Origin of the sequence: Janthinobacterium sp. LM6 (assembly GCF_002002885.1) — a bacterium.
Lineage (GTDB): Bacteria > Pseudomonadota > Gammaproteobacteria > Burkholderiales > Burkholderiaceae_D > Janthinobacterium > Janthinobacterium kumbetense.
This window is the reverse complement of record NZ_CP019510.1, coordinates 1,920,923-1,945,831: the sequence shown is the minus strand read 5'-3', so window position 1 is coordinate 1,945,831 and position 24,909 is coordinate 1,920,923. Positions and strand designations below refer to the sequence as shown.

The window sequence follows — 24,909 nt, the reverse complement described above, 5'->3', positions numbered from 1 at the left end:
AATACTGTCGAGTCGACCAAACAACTGCATCCGATGCAGCTTACAATGCGATCCAATAAGGTGTCACTGGCCGCTGGCCAACACCATCGCCTTGCGGGAGATTTCGGATGGAAATGTTCGCACTCGAACATGACATTGCACAGTGGGAAGATACACTGCGGCCATTGCGCGCCCTGGAGCGCCTGCCCTTGCTGATGCGGCTGGCATGGCATTTGCGCCAGCGCAACTGCGCACAGGCGCTGCAGCATGCGGCCGAAGCGGCAGCCTTGCTGCCCCAGGCCCAGCTGCCGCCCCCCGCCCTGGCGCTCGCGCAGGCACGATTGCAACTGGTGCAGGCGGAAGTGGCATGGCTGCAAGGCGCGCTCGATGCGGCCGAAAGCCTGGCCATGGCGGCGCACGCCATCCTGTGCGCGCACGGCGACGGCGCCGCCTGCGCCGACGCCCACTGGCTGCTGTCCTCGATTGCCGTCGACCGGGGCGACCATGCCCGCTGCGATGCCGAACTGCTGGCCGCAGCAGAACAAGCGCGCGGCGCCGGCGATGCGATGCGCGCCAGCCTGGCCGACGCGGCCACGGCGCGCTGGGCCGTGCTGCGCGATGCGCCAGCCGCACAGGCGCGCTGGGGCAGCCGCTTCCAGGCCGACAGCGCCAGCGGCAAGCTGTCCGCGCCGCTGGCCGCCTGGGTGCATGACTTCCGCGGCTTGCTGGCGCACACCTCGCGCGACCTGGGCACGGCCGCCGGCCACTACATGCAAAGCTACGAGGCGGCGCTGGAAAGCGGCCAGCTGCGCGGCGCCATCACGGCCGCCATCAATATCGGCGACTGTTTCTCCAGCCTCAACGACAACGAATCGGCCCTCGAATGGATGCAGTGCGCGCTGGACCTGGCCCGCCCGACAGGCTGGCCGCGCAGCATCGGCGCCTGCCAGACGCATACGGCCGAAACCATGCGCAAGCTGGGACGCCTGACCGCCGCCGAAGACTTGCTGCGCCAGGCGCTGCACATCCTGGCGCCCGTGTCCGGTGCGCGCACCTATGCCAACGCCCTGTTCCACCTGGGCGAACTGAGCCTGGACAAGGGCGACTACGACACGGCGCTCGACGCCTTCAGCCGGCTGGCGCAGCGCGCCGAAGCGCTGGGCCAGGCCGATTTCCGCAGCATGGCGCAGCGCGGCAGCGCCCACGCGCTGTCCTACCTGGACCGTCCGGACGAGGCGCTGCAGGCGGCCGAGCGGGCTTGCCAGCTGGCCACCGCGCAGGGTGACGCCATGCACCAGGTGGCGGCGCTGCGCGTCTTGTCGATGTTGCATGCGCGCCATGAGTTGCCCCCGCCCGCAGACATGCTGGAACGCAATCCCGCCCTGCATTTCCTGCACCAGGCGCTGCAGGTGGCCGCCTCCATCGACGGCTATTCGCCGCCCGGCGAGCTGCTCGATGCACTGGCGCGCGAATACGCGCATGCGGGCGATTATGCGCGCGCCTACGATATCGCCCTCGATGCAGGCATGGCGCGCGAAAAAAGCCACACCCAGCAAGCCAGCAACCGCGCCACCGCCATGCAGGTCTACCACCAGACGGAACATGCGCGCTCGGAAGGCTATCACCACCGCGAACTGGCCGCCTCCGAAGCGCGGCGCGCCGAAGTGCTGCAACAGACCAGCGACACCCTGGAACGGCTGTCGGCCATCGGCCAGGAAATCACCACCCACCTCGACGCCAGCGCCGTATTCCAGGTGCTCGACCGCCACGTGCATGCCTTGCTGCCAGTCAACACCTTCGCCGTCTACATGCTCGACGCCGCAGGCACGGAGCTGCGCCGCGCGCATGGCATGGAAGCAGGCCGGCCCCTGCCCGACAACGCCATTCCACTGAGCAATCCACGCGCCTACTCCGTGCGCTGCCTGCTGGGCCGGCGCGAAGTGTATATCGACCAGGTGCCGCCGCGCCGCCACGCCTACACGGTGCCCGGCACCCTGCATAACCAGAGCGTGCTGTACGTGCCGCTGATGGTGGGCGAACGCGTGCTCGGCGTGATGACGGTGCAGGCCTGCCACGCCAACGCATATGGCGAACGCGAGCGGCTGATCTTCCGCACGCTGTGCGCGTATGGCGCCATCGCGCTCGACAACGCCAGCGCCTACCGGCAATTGCAAGATGCCCAAGCGCAACTGGTATCGCAGGAAAAACTGGCCGCCCTCGGTTCGCTGATGGCCGGCGTGGCGCATGAACTCAATACCCCGATCGGCAACAGTCTGTTGATCGCCAGCACCATGCAGCAAAAGACGGAAGACGTGGAACGCCTGATGAACGGTCCCGGCCTGCGCCGTTCGGACCTGGCCGCCTTCATCGACGATGCGGGCAAGGCGTCGGCGCTGGTGATGCGCGGCCTGCGCAGCGCGGCCGACCTGGTCAACAGCTTCAAGCAGGTGGCCGTCGACCGCACCACCGAGCAGCGGCGCCGCTTTGACTTGCAACAAGTAAGCAATGAAATCATCGCCACCGTCATGAACCGCATCCGCAGTTCGGGCCACCGCATCGAAATGGAGATCGACTTCGGCATCGCCATGGACAGCTATCCTGGCCCGTTCGGCCAGGTGATCACCAATCTGATCAACAATGCGCTGCTGCATGCCTTCGCCCCCGCGCCCAACGATGGCGGCGTCGGCACGGGCTGCATGCGCCTGTCCGCCACGGCGGACGCGGCGCGCGTGCGGATCGTCTTCGAAGACAATGGCGGCGGCATCGCGGAGCAGCATTTGTCGCGCATCTTCGACCCCTTCTTTACTACCAAGCTGGGCCAGGGTGGCAGCGGCCTGGGTTTGTCGATCAGCTACAACATCGTCACGGCCCTGCTGGGCGGCACCATCCAGGTGGCCAGCAGCCCCGCCGGCACGCGCTTCACCCTGGACTTGCCGCTGGTGGCGCCCCAGCTGGACGGCGCCGCGCCCGCCAGCATCTATTAATCCACCGCCCCGTTGCCCGGGCGCAGGCTTGCCTATACAAGTACGCGCCCGGGCAGTCTTTCCAATCTAAAAGCAAAACCCTTATAATTGAACGGCTGAAGTACTTGCCATTGCATTATTTTCAACTTGGCAAACTGCATCGTACCGCGCGACAGGCGTCGCGCTGGCACCGATCAACACAGCAGCGCGCCGGGCGAGGCAGTCATCAGACGAGATGTTGTACGCTGATGCAACCCGGCGGGAAAGGCACGCCGCCGGCGGCCTGCGCATCTTCAAGTGGTCATTATGTCGACAAAAAAACCGATCAAGCACTACCTCCAGTTCTCCGATTTCACGTTGGAAGAGTACGAATATGTGATCGAACGCGCCCATCTGATCAAGCGCAAGTTCAAGAACTACGAAATCTACCATCCACTGATCGACCGCACCCTGGTGATGGTCTTTGAAAAGAACTCGACCCGCACGCGCCTGTCGTTCGAAGCGGGCATGCACCAGCTGGGCGGCGCCGCCATCTACCTGAACACGCGCGACTCCCAGCTGGGCCGCGGCGAGCCGGTGGAAGACGCGGGCCAGGTCATGTCGCGCATGTGCGACATCATCATGGTGCGCACCTTCGGCCAGGAAATCATCGAGCGCTTCGCCGCCAATTCGCGCGTGCCGGTGATCAACGGTCTGACCAATGAACACCACCCGTGCCAGGTCTTTGCCGACATCTTCACCTACATCGAACACCGCGGCTCGATCGCCGGCAAGGTGGTCGCCTGGATCGGCGACGCCAACAACATGCTGTACTCGTGGCTGCAAGCGGCCGAAGTGTTCGGCTTCCATGTGAACGTGTCGACGCCGAAGGGTTACGACATTGACCTGGCGCAAGTCAAGACCGAGCGCTATACCTTCTTCGCCAATCCATCGGACGCCTGCGAAGGCGCGCACCTGGTCAACACGGACGTGTGGACCAGCATGGGCTACGAAGCGGAAAACGCGGCGCGCATCGCCGCCTTCGACGGCTGGATCGTCGATGGCGCGAAGATGGCCCGCGCCGCGCCCGACGCCCTGTTCATGCACTGCCTGCCCGCCCACCGCGGCGAGGAAGTGGCCGCCGAAGTGATCGACGGCCCGCAATCGGTGGTGTGGGACGAGGCGGAAAACCGTTTGCACGTGCAAAAAGCGCTGATCGAATACCTGTTACTCGGTAAAATCAACTAATTCGCCAGGCACTGCATAACACCTGGCAGCATCGCAATACATACATCGACAACGACAACTGGAAGCAATATGAGCGACATTAAAAAAGTAGTCCTGGCCTATTCCGGCGGACTCGACACCTCCGTCATCCTGAAATGGCTGCAAGATAACTACCAGTGCGAAATCGTCACCTTCACGGCCGACCTGGGCCAGGGCGAAGAACTGGAACCGGCGCGCGCCAAGGCCATCAAATTCGGCATCAAGCCGGAAAACATCCATATCGAAGACGTGCGCGAGGAATTCGTGCGCGATTTCGTCTTCCCGATGTTCCGCGCCAACACCGTCTACGAAGGCGAATACCTGCTGGGCACCTCGATCGCCCGTCCGCTGATCGCCAAGCGCCTGATCGAAATCGCCAACGCCACGGGCGCCGACGCCATCTCGCACGGCGCGACCGGCAAGGGCAACGACCAGGTGCGTTTCGAGCTGGGCGCCTACGCGCTCAAGCCTGGCGTGAAAATCATCGCCCCATGGCGCGAGTGGGACTTGCTGTCGCGCGAAAAACTGCTGAAGTACGCGGAAGATGCCGGCATCGAAATCGACATGAAGCACAAGAACGGCGGCGCGCCGTACTCGATGGATGCCAACTTGCTGCACATCAGCTTTGAAGGCCGCCACCTGGAAAACCCGAGCGCCGAAGCGGAAGAAACCATGTGGCGCTGGACCGTCAGCCCGGAAAAAGCGCCGGACGAAGCGGAATACCTGGACATCGAATACGAAAAAGGCGATATCGTCGCCATCAACGGCGTGCGCATGTCGCCCGCCACCGTGCTGGCCGAACTGAACAAAGTTGGCGGCAAGCATGGCGTGGGACGCCTGGACCTGGTGGAAAACCGCTACGTCGGCATGAAATCGCGCGGCTGCTATGAAACCCCGGGCGGCACCATCATGCTGAAAGCCCACCGCGCCATCGAATCGATCACCCTGGACCGCGAAGTTGCCCATCTGAAAGATGACCTGATGCCGCGCTACGCGTCGATGATCTACAACGGCTACTGGTGGGCGCCCGAGCGCGTTGCCCTGCAAACCCTGATCGACCACACGCAGGAAACCGTGAACGGCTGGGTACGCATCAAGCTGTACAAGGGCAATGTGATCGTCGTGTCGCGCGATTCGAAGACGGATTCGCTGTTCGACATGAACATCGCCACCTTCGACGAAGACGGCGGCGCCTACAACCAGGCCGACGCCGGCGGCTTCATCAAGCTGAACGCCTTGCGCATGCGCATCGCCGCCATCGCCCGCGAAAAACGCGGCCAGAAGTAATTAGTTGCCGGGAGGCACTACCTCCCGCGCCAAGCAAAGCCGCCTACGGGCGGCTTTTTTACGTTTGAAACGCACTCGGCCGCGATTTACGGCCCTGCACGCACCCCATTTTGCTGTCCGCATGGCAAAATGCTACAGTGCAATTTAGAGTACCTAACATAAGCTACTGCGCGGCGCGATTTGCGGCCTGCGATGCTCACTGTGCATGCGCACAGTTGCGCTTCTCAGCCGCAACTCGCTGCCGCTCGCTACGGTTCTGTTAGGCGCTCTTAGTCGAAAACTTCCCGCTTCCGGAGCCACCATGTTCAAAGACCTGAGTATCAAGAATAAACTGTACCTGGGCTTCGGCTCCATCGTGGCCATCATCCTGATCTTGCTGGGCGTGGCCTACAACAGCTTTTCGCGGCTGTCGGAAGCCAATGCATGGGACCGGCACACGATGGAAGTGCAGGTCGAGATCGACAAGATTCACAATTCCATCCTGCAAATCCAGGTGGAAGCGCGCGGCTTCATCCTGACCGGCAACGAAGCCTCGCTGACGCCGGAAACCGATGAAACAGGGGTGCTGAGCCAGCATACGCAAAAAGCTATCAGCATGACGGTGGACAACAAGGTGCAATCGGAACGCTTCCGCAAGATCGACGCGCTGACCGCCGCCTGGGTCAAGGAGTGGATCACGCCCCTGATCGAGAAGCGCCGCGCCCTGGGCAATGCGCCAGGCGCCACGGAATCGGTGGCGCGCACCATGCCGCCGACCGGTTACCCGGCCGTCGCACAAGCGAACAAGCTGCTCGACGAAGCGGCGGCAGAAGAGTCCCGCTTGCTGGCCGAGCGCACGGCTACCACGGCAAAATTGCAGGAAACCATGATGCTGACCCTGGCGCTGGGCGGCCTGCTGTGCGTGGTGCTGGCGCTGGGCATTTCCTATCTGCTGGGCCGCTCCATCCTCAGCCCGCTGAACAACCTGACGGAAGCCGTCGGGCGCATCGCCGGCGGCGAGCAAAGCGCGCGCGCCGCCATCATTTCACGCGACGAACTGGGTCAGGTGACGGAAGAATTCAACCGCATGGCGCAAACCATCCAGGACAACCAGGCCAATGAACTGGCCGCTACGAATAGCTTGCGGGCCAAGGTCGACTCGCTGCTGGAAGTGGTATCGAAGGCGGCCTCGGGCGACCTGACGGGCAAGGTCGGCATCACGGGCAGCGACGCCATCGGCCAACTGGGCAACGGCCTGGCGAAGATGTTTGAAAACCTGCGCAGCCTGCTCAACAATGTGCAAAAGGCCGGCATCCAGGTGACGACGTCCGCCACGGAAATCGCCGCCTCGGCGCGCCAGCAGGAAGCCACAGGCATTGAGCAAGCGCAAACGAGCGTGGAAATTCTCAGCACCACCAAGGAAATCTCGGCCAACACGAGCCAGTTGCTGAAAACAATGGAAGACGCCACCGCCGTGGCCGACTACACGACGAATGCGACGGCCGAAGCCCAAAACAACCTCAAGCGCATGGATTCGACCATGCAGCACATGGTCTCGGCCACCGATTCCATCAACGCCAAGCTGGCGGCCCTGTCGGAAAAAGCCAGCAATATCAACAGCGTACTGATCACCATCACGAAAGTGGCCGACCAGACCAACATCCTGTCGCTGAACGCCGCCATCGAGGCGGAAAAAGCGGGCGAAGCGGGCCGCGGCTTTTCCGTCGTGGCGACGGAAATCCGCCGCCTGGCCGACCAGACCTCTGTTTCCACCTGGGATATCGAGCAAATGCTCAAGGAAATGCAGTCGGCCGTATCCGCCAGCGTGATGGGCATGGATAAATTCTCGGAAGAAATTCGCCGCAGCGTGGGCGAAGTGCGGCAAGTGGCGGAGCAATTGTCGTCCGTGATGGACCAGGTGCAAAAACTCACGCCGCAATTTGATGCCGTGCTGCAAGGCATGCAGTCGCAAGCGATCGGCGCGTCGCAAATTTCCGACACCATGATGCAGCTCAACGACGCCACCCAGCAGACGGTGGAATCGTTGAAGGCCACCAGCGAAGCGGTGCACCAGCTGCAATATGCGGCGGGCGACCTGCAGTCGAGCGTGTCGACCTTCGCCGTCACCATCTGATCCCATGAAAGTGCTGCTCTTTCACATCGGACGCGACCGCTATGGCCTGCCCCTGGCCGGCATCGTGCGCGTCTTGCCGCTGCTGGAGCTGAAGCAGTTGCCGCTCACGCCCGATTACGTGGCCGGCCTGATGGACTTGCACGGCACGCCCGTGCCCGTGATCGACCTGTCGCGCCTGGCGGGGCTGCCGGCCGCCGCCGCGCAGTTCGACACGCGCATCGTCATCGTCGACTACCGCGCGCCTGGCGGCGCCACGCATGCGCTGGGCTTGCTGGCCACGCAGGTGCGCGGCATCGCCGACATCGCAACGGACAAGCTCGAGGATAGCGGCGTGGCCACGGCACCGTTCCTGGGCCAGGTGGCCAGCGACACCGACGGCATCGTGCAACTGGTCGAACTCGAACACCTGCTGCCGCCCGACGTGCGCGCGCTGCTGTTTCAAGACGCGGGCGCGGCATGACGGCACAAGCCCTGCTGCGCCGCGCGACCGGCCTGTCCGTCTCCAAAGCCGTGGCCGAACGGGCCGTCGGCCAGCGCATGGAGCAAACGGGCTTCAGCGATAGCGAAGCCTACCTGCAAGCGCTTACGCCGGCCGAAATGACGCAATTGATCGAGCTGGTGGTGGTGCCGGAATCGTGGCTGTTCCGCGACCCGCAGGCGTTCTACGTCACCGTCGAACTGGTGCAGGAACGCTGGGCGCGCGGGCGCGCCACGCGCATCCTGTCGATCCCGTGCGCGGGCGGCGAGGAACCGTATTCGATGGCCATGGCGCTGCGCGACGGCGGCGTGCCGAAACAGGCGTTCAGCATCGACGCGTATGACCTGAGTCCCGGCTGCATCGAGCGGGCGCAGGCCGGCGTATATGGCCGCAACGCCTTCCGCGCGCAGGACGTGGCCTTCCGCGAGCGCTATTTCACGCACGTGGCCGACGACGCCTACCGCATCATCGACTCCTTGCGCGAGCAAGTCACCTTCAGGCAGGGCAATCTGCTGCAATTCGACACCGCCACCTACAGCCGCCATTACGACGTCATCTTTTGCCGCAACCTCTTGATTTACTTCGACAAGCCGACCACGCGCGCGGCCATCCACAACCTGTCCGCCCTGCTGGCCGACGACGGCATGCTGCTGGCCGGCTATGCGGAAGTGCCGTCGTTCTGCCAGAACGGCTTTGCGACACTGCAGTTCCGCCAGGCCTTCGCCCTGAAGAAGGAAACGGCGGCGCCGGCCAGCCCCGCGCAGGTGGCGCCGCTGCCGGCCGCGCGCCCCCTGCGCAGCGTGCCGCCCGCGCCAAGGCGCACCGCCGCAGCCGCCCCTGCCGCCGCGACAGCGCCGCGCACGCGCCCCGTGTCCGTGCCATCGTCCCCGCCGGCGCCGGCCGCGCAAGCCGCGCAAGCCGATTTGCTGGCCGAGGCGCGCCTGCTGGCCGACCGTGGCCAGTTGCGCGAAGCGGGCGAAAAATGCCACGCCCACCTGGCGCGCGTGCCCGAGGCGGCGGAAGCGTATTTCATGCTGGGCATCATCAATGAACTGGCCGGCAAGATGGACCTGGCCGACGATTACTGGCGCCGCTGCATCTACCTGCAGCCCGACCATTACGAGGCACTGTGCCACCTGTCCCTGCTGGCCGAACGCAATGGCAACCACACGGCCGCCGCCACCCTGAAGGCGCGCGCGGCGCGCATTTACCAGCGCCGCCAGGCGTCCAACTAAGGGGCAAGCATGACCAACCTCATCGCCACCGAGTCCCCCGACGTCATCGACGACTGCTGGAACCATATCGGCGTGGTCGGCGACCAGAGCTGCCCCAGGCTGCCGGCCAACGTGCATTGCCGCAACTGCGACGTGTATGCGGGCGCCGCCCAGCGCAACCTGCAGCGGCCCGTGGATGAACATTACCAGCGCGACTGGGCCAGCCACTTCCGCCAGATCGATGCGGGCGGCGAAGTGCGCGACAGCTCGGCGCTGGTATTTCGCATCGGCCGCGAATGGCTGGCGCTGCCCACGCGCGTGTTCGACTCCGTGGCGCCGCAGGCCAAGCCGCACGTGCTGCCGCACCGCGGGGGGCGCGGCCTGGCGGGCATCGTCAATATCGGCGGCAAGCTGTATCCGTGCATGTCGCTGGCACACTTGCTGGGCATCGACGAACAGGGCGCGCCAGCGGCCCGCGGCCGTCATACCTTCGCGCGCCTGCTGCTGATGCGCTGGGAAGAACAGGCCTACGCGCTGCCCGTAGCCGACCTGCACGGCATCGTGCGCTATGCGTCGGGCACCGTGCAAGCGCCGGCGGCCACCATCAACAAGGGCCTGTCGCGCTACCTGTCCGGCGTCATCACCGAGGGCGACATGCGCATCGGCTGCCTCGACACGGCGCTGATCGGCTTTCAACTTGCGAGACTATTACGATGAGCCAGGACCAGCACGGCGACCTGAGTGCCTTTTCCATGCTGGACCTGTTCCGCATGGAGGCGGACAGCCAGACCCAGATTCTCACCGATGGATTGCTGGCCATGGAGCGCCATGCGGGCGATGCGGCCGCCGTCGAAGCGATGATGCGCGCGGCGCACTCGATCAAGGGCGCCGCCGCCATCGTCGGCCTGCAAGTGGTGGTGCAGCTGGCGCACGGCATGGAAGACAGTTTTGTTGCCGCCCAGCACGGCCGCCTGAAACTCACGCCGGAGCGGGTCGACGTGCTGCTGTCGGGCGTCGACCTGATCGTGCAGCTGTCGCGCCTGGACGACGCGGGCGCCGAAGCATGGCTGGCCGCGAATGCGGCGCAGATCGACCAGACCCTGAACGCCATCGCCGGCATCGCCGACCTGCCCGAATTGCCGGCCCTGCCCTCGGCGCCGGCACCCGTGCCAGCGCCGGCAGCGGAGGCGCCACAGGCTCCCGTGGCCAGCGGCCTGGCGGGAGAGGACGCGGAAGCGGAAGCGGAAGCGACAGAAGCTGCCGCGCCGGCGCCGCGTACGGGTGCCGCACCGGCCAAGGCCCAGGCGCAGAATTTCGACAAACTGCTGTCGCTGGCCAGCGAATCGCGCATCAATGCGCACCAGATGCACCCGTTCATCGGCGCCTTGCAGCGCTTCAAGCGCAACCAGAGCAGCCTGTTTTCCGCCATCGAGCACCTGCACGAAGCCATTGCCCGCTCGGGCGACGCGGGCCTGATGGAAAAATCCCTGCTGGCGCTGCAAAAGACGCAGCCCCTGAAGCAGTTCATGCTCGAGCACATCGCCGACATCGAAACCTATGAGCGGCGCCTGCTGGCCGTCTCGCAAGGCATGGTCGACGAAGTGCTGGCGCTGCGCATGCGCCCTTTCCGCGACGGCATCCACGCGTTTCCCCGCATGGTGCGCGACCTGGCGCGCAGCCTGGGCAAGGAAGTGCAGCTGGAAATCGAAGGCGAAGACACCCTGGTCGACCGCGACATCCTGGCGAAGATCGAAAGCCCGCTGAACCACATGCTGAGGAATGCCATCGACCATGGCATGGAAGGCCCGTACGAGCGCATCGACGCAGGCAAGGAAGCGCTGGGCACGATACGCATGGAAGCGCGCCACCGCGCCGGCATGCTGAGCATCGAAATCGGCGACGACGGGCGCGGCGTGGACCTGGAAAAAATCCGCCAGTCCGTCATCGAGCGCAAGATGGCCAGCCCCGCCATGGCCGCCGCGCTGTCGCCGGGCGAGCTGCTGGAATTTTTGTTCCTGCCCGCCTTCAGCCTGAAGGCCACGGCCAATCAATTGTCCGGACGCGGCGTGGGCCTCGACATCGTGCACGAGACGATACGCCAGCAAAACGGCACGGTGCGCCTGGAATCGGAGCCGGGCCGGGGTTTTCGCGCCCTGATCACCCTGCCGCTGACGCAATCGATCGTGCGCGCGCTGGTGATCGACATCCACGGCGAAGCCTACGCCATCCCCATCGTCAAGGTGGAAAGCGTGGTGCGCGTGCCGCAAGCGGCCATCCATACGCTGGAAAACAAGCAGTTCTTCGAGCTCAAGGGCGAGCATCTGGGCCTGGTCTCGGCGGCGCAGGTGCTGGAGCTGGGCGAAGCGGCCAGCCAGGCCGACGATTTGCCGGTGGTGGTGATCGGGCGCGGCAAGCAAAGCTATGCCCTGGTGGTCGACGCCATCCGCGGCGAGCAAAGCCTGGCGGTGCAGGCCATCGACCCGATCTTCGGCAAGATGCGCGACATCTCCGCCGCCGCCCTGCTCGATGACGGCGAGCCGGTGCTGATCCTCGACGTGCCCGATCTGCTGCTGTCGATCGACAAGCTGCTGCACGAAGGCGGCCTGCACCAGCTGGCGCAGGCGGGCCACGCGCAGCAGCGCCGCGCCAAGCGCATCCTCGTCGTCGACGATTCGCTGACGGTGCGCGAGATGGAGCGCAAGCTGCTGCTGGCGCGCGGCTTCGAAGTCGACGTGGCCATCGACGGCATCGACGGCTGGAACGTGGTGCGCAGCGGCGAATACGACCTGGTGATCACCGACGTCGACATGCCGCGCATGGATGGCATCGAACTGGTCTCGCTGATCAAGAAAGACCTGCACCTGCACAAGCTGCCGGTGATGATCGTATCCTACAAGGACCGTCCGGAAGACCGCGCGCGCGGCCTGTCCGCCGGCGCCGATTATTATCTGACCAAAGGCAGCTTCCACGACGAGACCTTGCTCGACGCAGTGGCCGACCTGATAGGAGATGCCCGCTTATGAGTTGTACTTCATGAAAATTGCCATTGCCAACGATGTCGCCATGGCCGCCGAGGCCCTGCGCCGCGTGGTCGCCAGCACGCAGGAACACCAGGTGTTGTGGATCGCCCGCACGGGGCTCGAGGCCGTGCGCATGTGCGAAGGCAACCGCCCCGACCTGATCCTGATGGACCTGAACATGCCGGAGATGGATGGCGTCGAGGCGACGCGCCTGATCATGGAGCAAAGCCCGTGCGCCATCCTGGTGGTCACGGGACGCCCGCAAGACAATGTCAACCAGGTTTTTCGCGCGCTGGGCGCGGGTGCGCTCGACGTCACGGCCACGCCCGTGCTGCAGGGAGAAGTGGGCGGCGACAGCGAGCTGCTGGCCAAGATCAAGACCATCGGCAAGCTGATACGCCACAGCGCCGAACCAGCGCCGCCGCGCCAGGCCGCGGCCAATGGCGGCGAACGCGGTGACGGCCAGGTATCGACCCTGGTGGCCATCGGCGCCTCGACGGGCGGCCCCTCGGCCGTGGCCAAGGTGCTGTCCGGCTGGACGGCGCCGCCCGGCTGCGCCATCGTCGTGGTGCAGCACATCGATGAAACCTTCGCCTCGCACTTCGCCAAATGGCTCGACGACCAGCTCAGCATGCCCGTGCGCGTGATCGCCGACGGCGACGAACTGGTGTCAGGCACGGTACTGATCGCCAAGACCAATGATCACCTGCTGCTAGATCAAAATTATCGTTTGGGTTACGATGCAGCACCACGCGAGTATGTTTACCGCCCGTCCGTCGATGTCTTCTTCAACTGCGTGGCGCAGCACTGGCGCGGCGACGCCATCGGTGTATTGCTCACAGGCATGGGGCGCGACGGCGGCGATGGCTTGCTGGCCATGCGCCGCGCCGGCAAGACGACGATTGCGCAAGACCAGGCCAGCAGCGCCGTGTATGGCATGCCGCGCGCGGCAGCCGAACTCGATGCGGCGCAGCAAATCCTGCCCTTGGATAGAATAGGCGCCAGCCTGCGCAGCCGCCTGGGCGCCAAGCTCAACAATGGGTGGGAGCCCTCCCCCAACATCTGAAAAGAATGCAATGCCAGAATTCTCCTCCAGTTTCACCCAGCATGAGCCCGCATTGACCGAATTCAAGGTCAGCGTGCTGCTGGTGGACGACCAGTTGATCATTGCCGAAGCAGTGCGGCGCATGCTCAGCGACCAGCAGGATATCGAATTTCATTACGTGACCGACGCCACGCAGGCGCTGGACACGGCGCTGCGCTTGCAACCGACCGTCATCCTGCAAGATCTGGTGATGCCGGGCATCGACGGCTTCGCCTTGATCCAGCTGTACCGCGAAAACGCGGCGCTGGCGCACGTGCCGGTGATCGTGATGTCGGCCAAGGATGACCCGAAACTGAAGGCGCACAGCTTTGCCGTCGGCGCCAACGATTACGTGGTGAAACTGCCGGACCGCCTGGAGTTGCTGGCGCGCATACGCTACCATTCCAACGCGCACATCAGCCGCCTGCAGCGCGACCAGGCTTTTCGTTTCCTGCGAGAAAGTCAAAAGAACCTGGCCGACGCGAATATTGAATTGCAGAAATTGGCCGCCCTCGATGGCTTGACGGGCATCGCCAACCGCCGCCGCTTCGATGAAACCTTGCAATTCGAATGGCAGCGGGGCCAGCGCGACAAGACGCCGTTGAGCTTGCTGTTTTGCGATATCGACCATTTTAAAAGCTATAACGATCACTTTGGCCACCTGGCGGGCGACCTGTGCCTGAAAAAAGTCGCCGCCGTGCTGACGGAACATTTGAAGCGCCCGGCCGACCTGGCCGCCCGCTACGGCGGCGAAGAATTCGCCCTGATCCTGCCGGAAACGGAAGCGGCCGGCGCATTGCTGATCGCCGAAGCGTGCCGGCGCCACCTGGAAGGCTTGCAGATCGAGAACCCGGCGGCAAGCACGGGCATCGTCACCATCTCGATCGGCGTGGCCACCATCGTGCCCTCGCCGGACTCGACGATCGAGCAATTGATCAACCGCGCCGACCAGGCCCTGTACGCGGCCAAGCGCAGCGGACGCAACAGCGTGCTGAGCGCCGATGACGTCCAGGACTGATTTTTAACAGCAAGGAAAGTGAAGCATGAGCACACAATTGGACAATGTCAGCGTCGTCAAGAAGTCGAATATCTACTTCGACGGCAAATGCGTCTCGCACAACGTCATCCTGGCCGATGGCACGAAGAAAAGCGTGGGCGTGATTTTCCCGTCATCGCTGCGCTTCAACACGGGCGCGCCGGAAATCATGGAAATCGTCAGCGGCCTGTGCAAGGTGCGCCTGGCTGACGCGACGGAGTGGAACAGCTATGCCGCGGGCCAGGAATTCAAGGTGCCGGGCAATAGCTATTTTGACATTGAAACGGTGGAGACCGTAGACTATGTCTGCCACTTCGGCTAATCCACGCAGAAAAAACGTCCATGGCTGCGTTGCACTGCCTCGCCGTACTATGCGTACTGTCTTCGGCAATGCGCCTTGCCCTGAACATTTTTTCAAGCGCGGATTGACTATTTAGACAAACACAGGCTCGGGCGACAGGCGCACGCCATATTTCGCCTCTACATCATCCTGTATCGCTGCCGCCAGCCGGGTAATGTCCGCACCACGAGCGCCGCCATTATTCACCAGAACCAGCGCCTGCTTGGGATACACTCCCGCGGGCCCCAGGTTTTTCCCCTTCCAGCCACATTGATCGATCAGCCAGCCGGCCGCCAGCTTTTCCGTGCCATCGGGCTGCGCATGGTGCACCAAGGCAGGAAAACGTTCCAGCAAGGCAAGACATTGCTCCCGTGACACCACGGGATTCTTGAAGAAGCTGCCCGCATTGCCTATGACGGCCGGGTCCGGCAATTTTCTCCGGCGGATCGCCATCACCGTGTCGGCCACCTGTTGCGGCGTCGGTTCGGCAATATTACGCTCGGCCACGGCCTGCGCCAGTTCCGCATAGCGCAAGTTCGGCTGCCACTCGGCCGGCAAGGCAAACGTCACTTCCAGCACGATCAGTTCGCGGCCGTCCGCCTGCTTGAAGATGCTGTCGCGGTAAGCGAAACGGCAAGCATCGCGGTCCATGTCGAAGACGATGCCGCTGCCACTGTGCATGACGCTCACGCTATGCAGATAATCCTTGATTTCAACGCCATACGCGCCAATATTCTGGATAGGCGCCGCGCCCACCGTGCCGGGAATCAGCGACAGGTTTTCCAGCCCGCCCACGCCTTGCGCCAGCGTCCACTGCACGAAATCGTGCCAGTTTTCGCCGGCCGCGGCCGTGACGAGTATCGTCTCGAAATCCGCCTGCGCCAGGCGCATGCCGCGCGTGGCCATGTGCAGCACGGCGCCGGGAAAGTCGCCCGTGAGCACGATGTTGCTGCCCCCGCCCAGTATCAGGCGCGGCATGGCGGACAAGGCGGGATCTTGCAGCGCGGCGTGCAATTCGGCCTGCGAGGTGATGCGTACGTAGGCGGCCGCATTGGCCGTGATGCCGAAGGTATTCAGGCGCTGGAGGGAGTAATTGTGTTCGATGGTGAGCTCTGCAGACATGGGATAGGGAAATTTTGCTCGATTATAGAGCGAAAGCGACAAAAAACCACCTCAGGACAAGGGCGACTTGCCCGTTGTCCGTTAAAATGTCGCATCTTTAACAGGGCCGTCCCATGGCGCAGAATCAGCCGCCAAGGCCCAGCGCGCCGAGCGTGCGCTCGCTTTAACAAGAAAAGGAACAGACCATGCCGTCATTTGATGTAGTCTCCGAAGCCGATATGATCGAAGTCAAGAATGCAGTCGAGCAATCCAACAAGGAAATCACGACCCGCTTCGACTTCAAGGGCAGCGACGCCCGCGTCGAACACAAGGAAAACGAGTTGACCGCGTTCGCGGACTCGGAATTCCAGCTCAGCCAAGTGCGCGACGTGCTGACCAACAAATTGACCAAACGCAAGGTCGATGTGCGTTTCCTCGACGAAGGCGACATCAAGAAGATCGGCGGCGACAAGGTCAAGCAGATCATCAAGATCAAGAATGGCATCGAATCGGATGATGCAAAGAAAATCGTGCGCGTCATCAAGGACAGCAAGATGAAAGTGCAAGCGAGCATCCAGGGCGAAGCCGTGCGCGTCACGGGCGCCAAGCGCGACGACCTGCAGGCGGCCATGGCCATGCTGCGCAAGGACGTGCCTGACATGCCGCTGGAATTTAACAATTTCCGCGATTAATTCCGATGCGGCGCACGCTGCGGCCTGCGCTTGCACCGGCATGGCGGCAAGCTGCCTCGGAGCGCCTGCGCGCTTGGGGTAGAATTGAAGCTGCGCACAGCTACATGCGCCCGCGCGCCTGACCGGCAGCGGGCTTGACCGTACATCTGGCTCAGTGATAACCACGGTAGTCTAAGGATAGCAATGAAACGTGTTGATGATTTCCGCCTGCGATTTGGCAAAAAAGAATATGTGCCCATCATGATAGGCGGAATGGGTGTGGATATTTCCACGTCGGAGCTGGCCCTGGAAGCGGCCCGGCTGAACGGTATCGGGCATATCTCCGATGCCATGGTGGAAGACGTGTCGGATCGCCGTTTCGACACCACCTTCGTCAAGGACAAGACGAAACTGTACAAGTTCAACATCAATAACAGCGACAAGGCCGTGGTGCAGTTCGATCTGGGCCGCCTGGCGGAAGCGCAGCGCCTGCATATCGGCCGCACCATGGAAGCGAAAAAAGGCGATGGCTTGATCTTCGTCAATTGCATGGAAAAGCTGACGATGAACGGTCCCCGCGAAACCTTGCGCGTGCGACTGAATGCGGCGCTGGATGCGGGCATCGACGGCATCACCCTGTCCGCCGGTCTGCACTTCGGCTCGTTTGCCCTGATGGCCGACCATCCGCGTTTCCGTGACGCCAAGCTGGGCATCATCGTCTCGTCCGTGCGCGCCTTGCAGATTTTCCTGCGCAAGAACGCCAAGCTGGACCGCTTGCCCGACTTCATCATCGTCGAAGGCCCCTTGGCCGGCGGCCACCTGGGCTTCGGCATGGACTGGGCCAATTACGACCTGCACACGATTACGGCGGAACTGCTGGCCTACCTGAAGGCCGAACAGCTGGACATCCCGCTGATCGCCGCTGGCGGCATTTTCACGGGCAGCGATGCCGTTTCCTTCCTGGAAGCGGGCGCGGCTGGCGTGCAAGTGGCGACGCGCTTTACCGTCACCAAGGAATGCGGCTTGCCAAACAAGGTCAAGCAGGAATACTACAAGGCCTCGGAAGAAGACATCATCGTCAATGGCGTATCGCCGACGGGCTACCCGATGCGCATGCTGAAGAACACGCCCGCCATCGGCGCCGGCATCCGTCCAGGCTGCGAATCGTATGGCTACCTGCTCGACGCGACGGGCAACTGCGCGTACATCAACTCGTACAACCGCGAAGTCGCTGCCCATCCGGAGCAAAAAACCGTCGTCGTGATGGACAAGACTTGCCTGTGCACCCACATGCGCAACTTCAACTGCTGGACCTGCGGCCATTACACGTATCGCCTGAAGGACACCACGCATAAGCTCGACAACGGCGAATACCAGATCCTGACGGCCGAACACGTCTTCAAGGATTACCAGTTCAGCGTCGACAACCAGATCGCCCTGCCGGAAAAAGAAATCCTGGTAGCAAGCTGAATCTTGCCAGCCTGAAATAAAAATGGCGCAGCCTGCGAAGGCTGCGCCATTTTTATGCGGGGAACATGTCCCGCAAGGCCCGTTCGATCACGTCAAAGCTGGGCCGCTGCAATGCTTCTTCCTGCAGGCAATCATCCATCATGACGTGCAGGGCCGGCAAAGGCGTCGCACAATGCGCGATCAATTCGCCCAGCAGCACGCCAAAGGCACGTGCCTCGATGCCCTGCAACACCTCCCCTTGCGCTGAACCGGGCGCAAACATGGACGCCGCGCCAAAGTCGCCCAGCAGGCAGGCGCCGACATCCGCATGCAGGATATTGTGGGCATACAGGTCGCCGTGCACGATACCGCGCGCATGCAACTGGCGCACGGCCGAAGCGATGCCATAGGCAATGGCCAGCGTTTGCGGAAAATCAAAGCGCATACCATCGGCATACACGTCGCGCGTACACGATTCCAGGCTCGGCGGTCCGGCAAGATTGCGGAAGGCCGCGTCAACGAGCGGCATGACGAGTCCCAGCGCTCCTTGCGGATGTGCATCGAGCGTCCCGAGGATGGGAATCAGGCTAGGATGGGCACCGGCGCCGACACAGGCGGCCATCTCGCTGCGCGGCAAGCCATCGCTGGTCATGGCCCCCTTGAACACTTTGACGGCGACCTTATCGACGCCATCCAGGCAGGCACGGTAAATCACGCCCGACGCCCCCTCGCCCAGCTGCTGCGCCAGTTCCAGGCGCTGCCACGCCACGCCCGCCGCGGCTGTACCGGCCAGGGCCTCCAGCTCCCGCGCTTCCGTGAAGGGGTTGCCCGCATACGCGAGCCAGCCCAGGCATGGCAGGGACAGCAGACAATCGGGCAGCGCCGTGAAACGGTTGGCGGCGATGCGCACCAGTTCCAGCCGGCGGCAGTTCGCCAACGAAGCGGGCAAGCTGTCCAGGCAATTTCCCGCCAGCATGAGTTTCTGCAATTGTCCGCACTTGCCCAGCTCCTCCGGCAAGGCTTCGATGGCATTGTCGGTCAGGGTCAGCCAGCGCAGCCTGGATGGCAAGGCTGCGGCGGGCACGTGGCGTATCCGGTTCGCCTTGAAACCGATCATTTCCAGCGCAGGACAGGAACCAAGCACGGCCGGCAAGGTGGTGAACAGGTTGTCCGAGCAAAAAATGATGCGCAGCTTGTGCAGGCGCGGCAAATCGTCGGGAAGCGTGGAAAGCGCATTGCCGGACAGGTCGAGGATTTCCAGGCTGTCGGCGAGGTCGAAGATTTCGCGGGGGAATGCAGTCAAGCCGCAGGACAGCGTCAGGCGGCGCAGGCCGGCCAGTTGGCCAGCGCGTAATTGCTCCAGTGTATGCACAGCAGACAAGATATTCCTTTCAAGGTAGCACGCGATCGATGCCATGCATAAAATCATTGGACGTAAAAAAACCCCAACCGGATCACCGGAAGGGGTTTTTTCGAATAACAAGCCTGACGATAACCTACTTTCACACTGGTTGCAGCACTATCATCGGCGCAAAGTTGTTTCACGGTCCTGTTCGGGATGGGAAGGGGTGGGACCAACTTGCTATGGTCATCAGGCATAACTTGTACCGGCATTTGTCTCCTGTAGGACGACAAAGCCTGAATCTGGAAGAAGCAAAGATTGGGGTAATGACTGGTAGTATCAACACACACGCAACGTTGTACCGTCTTATCCTCTGTACCTGCTAAGGTTATAGGGACAAGCCGTACGGGCAATTAGTACTGGTTAGCTTAATGCATTACTGCACTTCCACACCCAGCCTATCAACGTCCTGGTCTCGAACGACCCTTCAAAGAGCTCAAGGCTCTGGGAAATCTCATCTCAAGGCAAGTTTCCCGCTTAGATGCTTTCAGCGGTTATCTCTTCCGAACTTAGCTACCCGGCAATGCCACTGGCGTGACAACCGGTACACCAGAGGTTCGTCCACTCCGGTCCTCTCGTACTAGGAGCAGCCCCCTTCAAATTTCCAACGCCCACGGCAGATAGGGACCAAACTGTCTCACGACGTTTTAAACCCAGCTCACGTACCACTTTAAATGGCGAACAGCCATACCCTTGGGACCGGCTACAGCCCCAGGATGTGATGAGCCGACATCGAGGTGCCAAACTCCCCCGTCGATATGAACTCTTGGGAGGAATCAGCCTGTTATCCCCAGAGTACCTTTTATCCGTTGAGCGATGGCCCTTCCATACAGAACCACCGGATCACTATGTCCTACTTTCGTACCTGCTCGACTTGTCAGTCTCGCAGTTAAGCACGCTTATGCCATTGCACTATCAACACGATGTCCGACCGTATCTAGCGTACCTTCGAACTCCTCCGTTACACTTTAGGAGGAGACCGCCCCAGTCAAACTGCCTACCATGCACTGTCCCCGATCCGGATAACGGACCAAGGTTAGAACCTCAAACAAACCAGGGTGGTATTTCAAGGTTGGCTCCACGAGAACTAGCGTCCCCGCTTCAAAGCCTCCCACCTATCCTACACAGATTGGTTCAAAGTCCAATGCAAAGCTACAGTAAAGGTTCATGGGGTCTTTCCGTCTAGCCGCGGGTAGATTGCATCATCACAAACATTTCAACTTCGCTGAGTCTCGGGAGGAGACAGTGTGGCCATCGTTACGCCATTCGTGCAGGTCGGAACTTACCCGACAAGGAATTTCGCTACCTTAGGACCGTTATAGTTACGGCCGCCGTTTACTGGGACTTCAATCAAGAGCTTGCACCCCATCATTTAATCTTCCAGCACCGGGCAGGCGTCACACCCTATACGTCCACTTTCGTGTTTGCAGAGTGCTGTGTTTTTATTAAACAGTCGCAGCCACCAGTTTATTGCAACCCTTTCACCCTCATGGAGTAAACCAATCAAGCTACCGGGGCGTACCTTTTCCCGAAGTTACGGTACCAATTTGCCGAGTTCCTTCTCCCGAGTTCTCTCAAGCGCCTTAGAATACTCATCTCGCCCACCTGTGTCGGTTTGCGGTACGGTCTCGTATGACTGAAGCTTAGAGGCTTTTCTTGGAACCACTTCCGATTGCTTCGTGAACAAGTTCACTCGTCTCAACCCCTTGAATTCCGCGCCCGGATTTGCCTAAGCGCCTTCTATGAGCCAAAAACCAACTATTCCAACAGTTGGACAACCTTCCGCGATCCGTCCCCCCATCGCATCATACGACGGTGCAGGAATATTAACCTGCTTCCCATCAGCTACGCATCTCTGCCTCGCCTTAGGGGCCGACTCACCCTGCTCCGATGAACGTTGAACAGGAAACCTTGGGCTTACGGCGTGGAGGCTTTTCACCCCCATTATCGCTACTCATGTCAGCATTCGCACTTCTGATACCTCCAGCATCCTTTACAAGACACCTTCGCAGGCTTACAGAACGCTCTCCTACCATATATATCTGTGATAAATCACAGAACAATATCCGCAGCTTCGGTGACTGGCTTAGCCCCGTTACATCTTCCGCGCAGGACGACTCGATCAGTGAGCTATTACGCTTTCTTTAAATGATGGCTGCTTCTAAGCCAACATCCTGACTGTTTTAGCCTTCCCACTTCGTTTTCCACTTAGCCAATCTTTGGGACCTTAGCTGGCGGTCTGGGTTGTTTCCCTCTTGACGCCGGACGTTAGCACCCGACGTCTGTCTCCCAAGCTCGCACTCATCGGTATTCGGAGTTTGCAATGGTTTGGTAAGTCGCAATGACCCCCTAGCCATAACAGTGCTCTACCCCCGATGGTGATACTTGAGGCACTACCTAAATAGTTTTCGGAGAGAACCAGCTATTTCCAAGTTTGTTTAGCCTTTCACCCCTACCCACAGCTCATCCCCTAATTTTTCAACATTAGTGGGTTCGGACCTCCAGGGCGTGTTACCGCACCTTCATCCTGGCCATGAGTAGATCACTTGGTTTCGGGTCTACACCCAGCGACTGATCGCCCTATTCGGACTCGATTTCTCTACGGCTTCCCTATCTGGTTAACCTTGCCACTGAATGTAAGTCGCTGACCCATTATACAAAAGGTACGCAGTCACGGAACAAGTCCGCTCCTACTGTTTGTATGCACACGGTTTCAGGATCTATTTCACTCCCCTTCCGGGGTTCTTTTCGCCTTTCCCTCACGGTACTGGTTCACTATCGGTCGATTACGAGTATTTAGCCTTGGAGGATGGTCCCCCCATATTCAGACAGGATGTCACGTGTCCCGCCCTACTTGTCGTACGCTTAGTATCACCGGTCCGATTTCACATACGGGGCTATCACCCACTATGGCTCCTATTTCCAGAGGATTCTGTTATCGGTCCGACTATCACGTACAGGCTCTTCCCATTTCGCTCGCCGCTACTTTGGGAATCTCGGTTGATTTCTTTTCCTGCAGCTACTTAGATGTTTCAGTTCGCCGCGTTCGCCTTGCATACCTATGTATTCAGTATGCAATACCCTAAAAGGGTGGGTTGCCCCATTCGGAAATCTGCGGATCAAAGTGTGTTTGCTCACTCCCCGCAGCTTATCGCAAGCTACTACGTCCTTCATCGCCTGTAATCGCCAAGGCATCCACCATGTGCACTTATTCGCTTGTCCCTATAACGTTAGCCTCTAATTATCGAAATAATCAAAGAGCGCTACAGGGATAAGAAAGTACAACGTTGTTGCTTGTTTGTTGATACATACAATCATTACCCATCAAGTCGCCTCATGCATTGCTGCACGCATAGATTTGATCAATAAATAATCTTTACTTCTTCCAGATTGTTAAAGAACATACAGCACTTGATCTCGAAAAGACCAAACCCAAATCCCGGTGCACTTAGCACTGATTTACGTTTGAACTTTTGGTGGAGGATGACGGGATCGAACCGACGACCCCCTGCTTGCAAAGCAGGTGCTCTCCCAGCTGAGCTAATCCCCCTAGGGTATTTCCAGACTACAGAAACTGGTAGGGCTGGTTGGACTCGAACCAACGACCCCCGCGTTATCAACACGGTGCTCTAACCAGCTGAGCTACAGCCCCAAATGCTGTTCTTTATATTAACAGCCGATAAGTGTGAACATTTGATGCGTGAACCAGTTACCTGATTCGTGCAAACTCTAGAAAGGAGGTGATCCAGCCGCACCTTCCGATACGGCTACCTTGTTACGACTTCACCCCAGTCACGAATCCTACCGTGGTAAGCGCCCTCCTTACGGTTAAGCTACCTACTTCTGGTAAAACCCGCTCCCATGGTGTGACGGGCGGTGTGTACAAGACCCGGGAACGTATTCACCGCGACATGCTGATCCGCGATTACTAGCGATTCCAACTTCATGCAGTCGAGTTGCAGACTACAATCCGGACTACGATACACTTTCTGCGATTAGCTCCCCCTCGCGGGTTGGCGGCGCTCTGTATGTACCATTGTATGACGTGTGAAGCCCTACCCATAAGGGCCATGAGGACTTGACGTCATCCCCACCTTCCTCCGGTTTGTCACCGGCAGTCTCATTAGAGTGCCCTTTCGTAGCAACTAATGACAAGGGTTGCGCTCGTTGCGGGACTTAACCCAACATCTCACGACACGAGCTGACGACAGCCATGCAGCACCTGTGTACTGGTTCTCTTTCGAGCACTCCCCAATCTCTCGGGGATTCCAGCCATGTCAAGGGTAGGTAAGGTTTTTCGCGTTGCATCGAATTAATCCACATCATCCACCGCTTGTGCGGGTCCCCGTCAATTCCTTTGAGTTTTAATCTTGCGACCGTACTCCCCAGGCGGTCTACTTCACGCGTTAGCTGCGTTACCAAGTCAATTAAGACCCGACAACTAGTAGACATCGTTTAGGGCGTGGACTACCAGGGTATCTAATCCTGTTTGCTCCCCACGCTTTCGTGCATGAGCGTCAATCTTGACCCAGGGGGCTGCCTTCGCCATCGGTGTTCCTCCACATATCTACGCATTTCACTGCTACACGTGGAATTCTACCCCCCTCTGCCAGATTCTAGCCTTGCAGTCTCCAATGCAATTCCCAGGTTGAGCCCGGGGATTTCACATCAGACTTACAAAACCGCCTGCGCACGCTTTACGCCCAGTAATTCCGATTAACGCTTGCACCCTACGTATTACCGCGGCTGCTGGCACGTAGTTAGCCGGTGCTTATTCTTCAGGTACCGTCATTAGCAAGGGATATTAGCCCTCACCGTTTCTTCCCTGACAAAAGAGCTTTACAACCCGAAGGCCTTCTTCACTCACGCGGCATTGCTGGATCAGGCTTTCGCCCATTGTCCAAAATTCCCCACTGCTGCCTCCCGTAGGAGTCTGGACCGTGTCTCAGTTCCAGTGTGGCTGGTCGTCCTCTCAGACCAGCTACTGATCGATGCCTTGGTAGGCTTTTACCCTACCAACTAGCTAATCAGATATCGGCCGCTCCACGAGCATGAGGTCTTGCGATCCCCCACTTTCATCCTTAGATCGTATGCGGTATTAGCGTAACTTTCGCTACGTTATCCCCCACTCTAGGGTACGTTCCGATATATTACTCACCCGTTCGCCACTCGCCACCAGAGCAAGCTCCGTGCTGCCGTTCGACTTGCATGTGTAAGGCATGCCGCCAGCGTTCAATCTGAGCCAGGATCAAACTCTTCAGTTTAATCTCTGTTACTTTGCCATTTTATTGGCACCGTCTTGCGACGGGTCGCTCACTCAAAAAACTGACAGGCTACTTCCGAAGAAGTATCCTATTTCATTATTTCTTGTGAACATTTGATATATTTTAAGTATTACAGCAATCCGAAGATCGCTGCTGCACCTACATCAAATGCCCACACTTATCGACTGTTAATTGTTAAAGAACTGTATTCGGTTACTGCTTTCGCGCTATCGACAAAGCGTTGTGTTTGTCAGCTGCGAAGA

General features: G+C 60.5%; 15 protein-coding genes, 2 tRNA genes and 3 rRNA genes. 13 read left to right on the top strand and 7 right to left on the bottom strand.

Annotation, left to right across the window (positions count from 1 at the left end; translation table 11 throughout):
- Positions 1-107 precede the first annotated feature (107 nt).
- The 11 genes from BZG29_RS08585 to BZG29_RS08535 all read left to right on the top strand — a co-directional run bounded on the left by BZG29_RS08585 (position 108) and on the right by BZG29_RS08535 (position 14,741).
- Positions 108-2,963: an ATP-binding protein gene (locus BZG29_RS08585; RefSeq protein ID WP_077401168.1), complete on the top strand. Its 2,856-nt coding sequence runs from the start codon at positions 108-110 to the stop codon at positions 2,961-2,963.
- Between the two features lie 285 nt (positions 2,964-3,248).
- Complete coding sequence (gene argF / locus BZG29_RS08580) at positions 3,249-4,169, top strand: ornithine carbamoyltransferase (protein WP_077401165.1); 921 nt, start codon at positions 3,249-3,251, stop codon at positions 4,167-4,169.
- A gap of 69 nt (positions 4,170-4,238) precedes the next feature.
- On the top strand, positions 4,239-5,474 hold the full coding sequence (locus BZG29_RS08575) for an argininosuccinate synthase (protein WP_034759383.1): 1,236 nt from the start codon (positions 4,239-4,241) through the stop codon (positions 5,472-5,474).
- Positions 5,475-5,775: 301 nt separating this feature from the next.
- Positions 5,776-7,587: a methyl-accepting chemotaxis protein gene (locus tag BZG29_RS08570; protein ID WP_077401162.1), complete on the top strand. Its 1,812-nt coding sequence runs from the start codon at positions 5,776-5,778 to the stop codon at positions 7,585-7,587.
- 4 nt (positions 7,588-7,591) lie between these two features.
- Positions 7,592-8,047 (top strand): chemotaxis protein CheW, encoded by a 456-nt coding sequence (locus BZG29_RS08565; RefSeq protein ID WP_077401159.1) that lies wholly within the window; start codon positions 7,592-7,594, stop codon positions 8,045-8,047.
- Positions 8,044-9,300, top strand: a complete 1,257-nt coding sequence (locus BZG29_RS08560; RefSeq protein ID WP_077401156.1) for a protein-glutamate O-methyltransferase CheR — start codon at positions 8,044-8,046, stop codon at positions 9,298-9,300. The genes BZG29_RS08565 and BZG29_RS08560 overlap by 4 nt, the downstream gene beginning before the upstream one ends.
- A 9-nt stretch (positions 9,301-9,309) precedes the next feature.
- Entirely contained in the window at positions 9,310-9,996 is a 687-nt protein-coding gene (locus BZG29_RS08555) for a chemotaxis protein CheW (RefSeq protein ID WP_077401153.1), read from the top strand.
- Positions 9,993-12,302, top strand: coding sequence for a hybrid sensor histidine kinase/response regulator (locus tag BZG29_RS08550; RefSeq protein ID WP_077401150.1), 2,310 nt, complete (start codon positions 9,993-9,995; stop codon positions 12,300-12,302). The genes BZG29_RS08555 and BZG29_RS08550 overlap by 4 nt, the downstream gene beginning before the upstream one ends.
- 10 nt (positions 12,303-12,312) lie before the next feature.
- Positions 12,313-13,365 carry a chemotaxis-specific protein-glutamate methyltransferase CheB gene (gene cheB, locus BZG29_RS08545; protein WP_077409023.1) on the top strand — a complete coding sequence of 351 codons (1,053 nt, stop codon included), beginning with the start codon at positions 12,313-12,315 and terminating at the stop codon, positions 13,363-13,365.
- A 10-nt stretch (positions 13,366-13,375) separates the two neighbouring features.
- Positions 13,376-14,401, top strand: coding sequence for a diguanylate cyclase (locus BZG29_RS08540; protein WP_077401147.1), 1,026 nt, complete (start codon positions 13,376-13,378; stop codon positions 14,399-14,401).
- A gap of 25 nt (positions 14,402-14,426) precedes the next feature.
- Positions 14,427-14,741 (top strand): pyrimidine/purine nucleoside phosphorylase, encoded by a 315-nt coding sequence (locus BZG29_RS08535; protein ID WP_077401144.1) that lies wholly within the window; start codon positions 14,427-14,429, stop codon positions 14,739-14,741.
- 111 nt (positions 14,742-14,852) lie between these two features.
- On the opposite strand, the gene murB is transcribed toward BZG29_RS08535, so the two are convergent.
- On the bottom strand, positions 14,853-15,881 hold the full coding sequence (gene murB, locus BZG29_RS08530) for a UDP-N-acetylmuramate dehydrogenase (protein WP_077401141.1): 1,029 nt from the start codon (positions 15,879-15,881) through the stop codon (positions 14,853-14,855).
- A 185-nt stretch (positions 15,882-16,066) separates the two neighbouring features.
- Here murB and BZG29_RS08525 point away from each other — a divergent pair, with 185 nt between their 5' ends.
- Both BZG29_RS08525 and BZG29_RS08520 read left to right on the top strand, forming a co-directional pair.
- Positions 16,067-16,552, top strand: coding sequence for a YajQ family cyclic di-GMP-binding protein (locus BZG29_RS08525; RefSeq protein ID WP_034759416.1), 486 nt, complete (start codon positions 16,067-16,069; stop codon positions 16,550-16,552).
- Positions 16,553-16,735: 183 nt separating this feature from the next.
- Positions 16,736-18,001 (top strand): nitronate monooxygenase, encoded by a 1,266-nt coding sequence (locus BZG29_RS08520; protein WP_070277935.1) that lies wholly within the window; start codon positions 16,736-16,738, stop codon positions 17,999-18,001.
- 52 nt (positions 18,002-18,053) lie between these two features.
- Here the strand turns inward: BZG29_RS08520 and BZG29_RS08515 are convergent, their stop codons facing one another.
- The 6 genes from BZG29_RS08515 to BZG29_RS08490 all read right to left on the bottom strand — a co-directional run bounded on the left by BZG29_RS08515 (position 18,054) and on the right by BZG29_RS08490 (position 24,646).
- Positions 18,054-19,352, bottom strand: a complete 1,299-nt coding sequence (locus tag BZG29_RS08515) for a leucine-rich repeat-containing protein kinase family protein (RefSeq protein ID WP_253192888.1) — start codon at positions 19,350-19,352, stop codon at positions 18,054-18,056.
- Positions 19,353-19,463: 111 nt separating this feature from the next.
- Positions 19,464-19,576, bottom strand: a 5S ribosomal RNA gene (gene rrf / locus BZG29_RS08510).
- Between the two features lie 138 nt (positions 19,577-19,714).
- Positions 19,715-22,604: ribosomal RNA gene (locus tag BZG29_RS08505) — 23S ribosomal RNA — on the bottom strand.
- Between the two features lie 252 nt (positions 22,605-22,856).
- Positions 22,857-22,932: transfer RNA gene (locus BZG29_RS08500), tRNA-Ala, on the bottom strand.
- A gap of 25 nt (positions 22,933-22,957) precedes the next feature.
- Positions 22,958-23,034, bottom strand: a tRNA-Ile gene (locus BZG29_RS08495).
- Between the two features lie 81 nt (positions 23,035-23,115).
- Positions 23,116-24,646 (bottom strand): 16S ribosomal RNA (locus tag BZG29_RS08490).
- The 16S, 23S and 5S rRNA genes sit together here with 2 tRNA genes alongside, the layout of an rRNA operon.
- Between the last annotated feature and the right edge of the window lie 263 nt (positions 24,647-24,909).

What these genes read in the sequence shown, in the direction of transcription:
- BZG29_RS08585 (WP_077401168.1), top strand. Translation starts at nt 108, where the DNA reads ATGGAAATGTTCGCACTCGAACATGACATTGCACAGTGGGAAGATACA.
- argF (WP_077401165.1), top strand. Translation starts at nt 3,249, where the DNA reads ATGTCGACAAAAAAACCGATCAAGCACTACCTCCAGTTCTCCGATTTC.
- BZG29_RS08575 (WP_034759383.1), top strand. Translation starts at nt 4,239, where the DNA reads ATGAGCGACATTAAAAAAGTAGTCCTGGCCTATTCCGGCGGACTCGAC.
- BZG29_RS08570 (WP_077401162.1), top strand. Translation starts at nt 5,776, where the DNA reads ATGTTCAAAGACCTGAGTATCAAGAATAAACTGTACCTGGGCTTCGGC.
- BZG29_RS08565 (WP_077401159.1), top strand. Translation starts at nt 7,592, where the DNA reads ATGAAAGTGCTGCTCTTTCACATCGGACGCGACCGCTATGGCCTGCCC.
- BZG29_RS08560 (WP_077401156.1), top strand. Translation starts at nt 8,044, where the DNA reads ATGACGGCACAAGCCCTGCTGCGCCGCGCGACCGGCCTGTCCGTCTCC.
- BZG29_RS08555 (WP_077401153.1), top strand. Translation starts at nt 9,310, where the DNA reads ATGACCAACCTCATCGCCACCGAGTCCCCCGACGTCATCGACGACTGC.
- BZG29_RS08550 (WP_077401150.1), top strand. Translation starts at nt 9,993, where the DNA reads ATGAGCCAGGACCAGCACGGCGACCTGAGTGCCTTTTCCATGCTGGAC.
- cheB (WP_077409023.1), top strand. Translation starts at nt 12,313, where the DNA reads ATGAAAATTGCCATTGCCAACGATGTCGCCATGGCCGCCGAGGCCCTG.
- BZG29_RS08540 (WP_077401147.1), top strand. Translation starts at nt 13,376, where the DNA reads ATGCCAGAATTCTCCTCCAGTTTCACCCAGCATGAGCCCGCATTGACC.
- BZG29_RS08535 (WP_077401144.1), top strand. Translation starts at nt 14,427, where the DNA reads ATGAGCACACAATTGGACAATGTCAGCGTCGTCAAGAAGTCGAATATC.
- murB (WP_077401141.1), bottom strand. Translation starts at nt 15,881, where the DNA reads ATGTCTGCAGAGCTCACCATCGAACACAATTACTCCCTCCAGCGCCTG.
- BZG29_RS08525 (WP_034759416.1), top strand. Translation starts at nt 16,067, where the DNA reads ATGCCGTCATTTGATGTAGTCTCCGAAGCCGATATGATCGAAGTCAAG.
- BZG29_RS08520 (WP_070277935.1), top strand. Translation starts at nt 16,736, where the DNA reads ATGAAACGTGTTGATGATTTCCGCCTGCGATTTGGCAAAAAAGAATAT.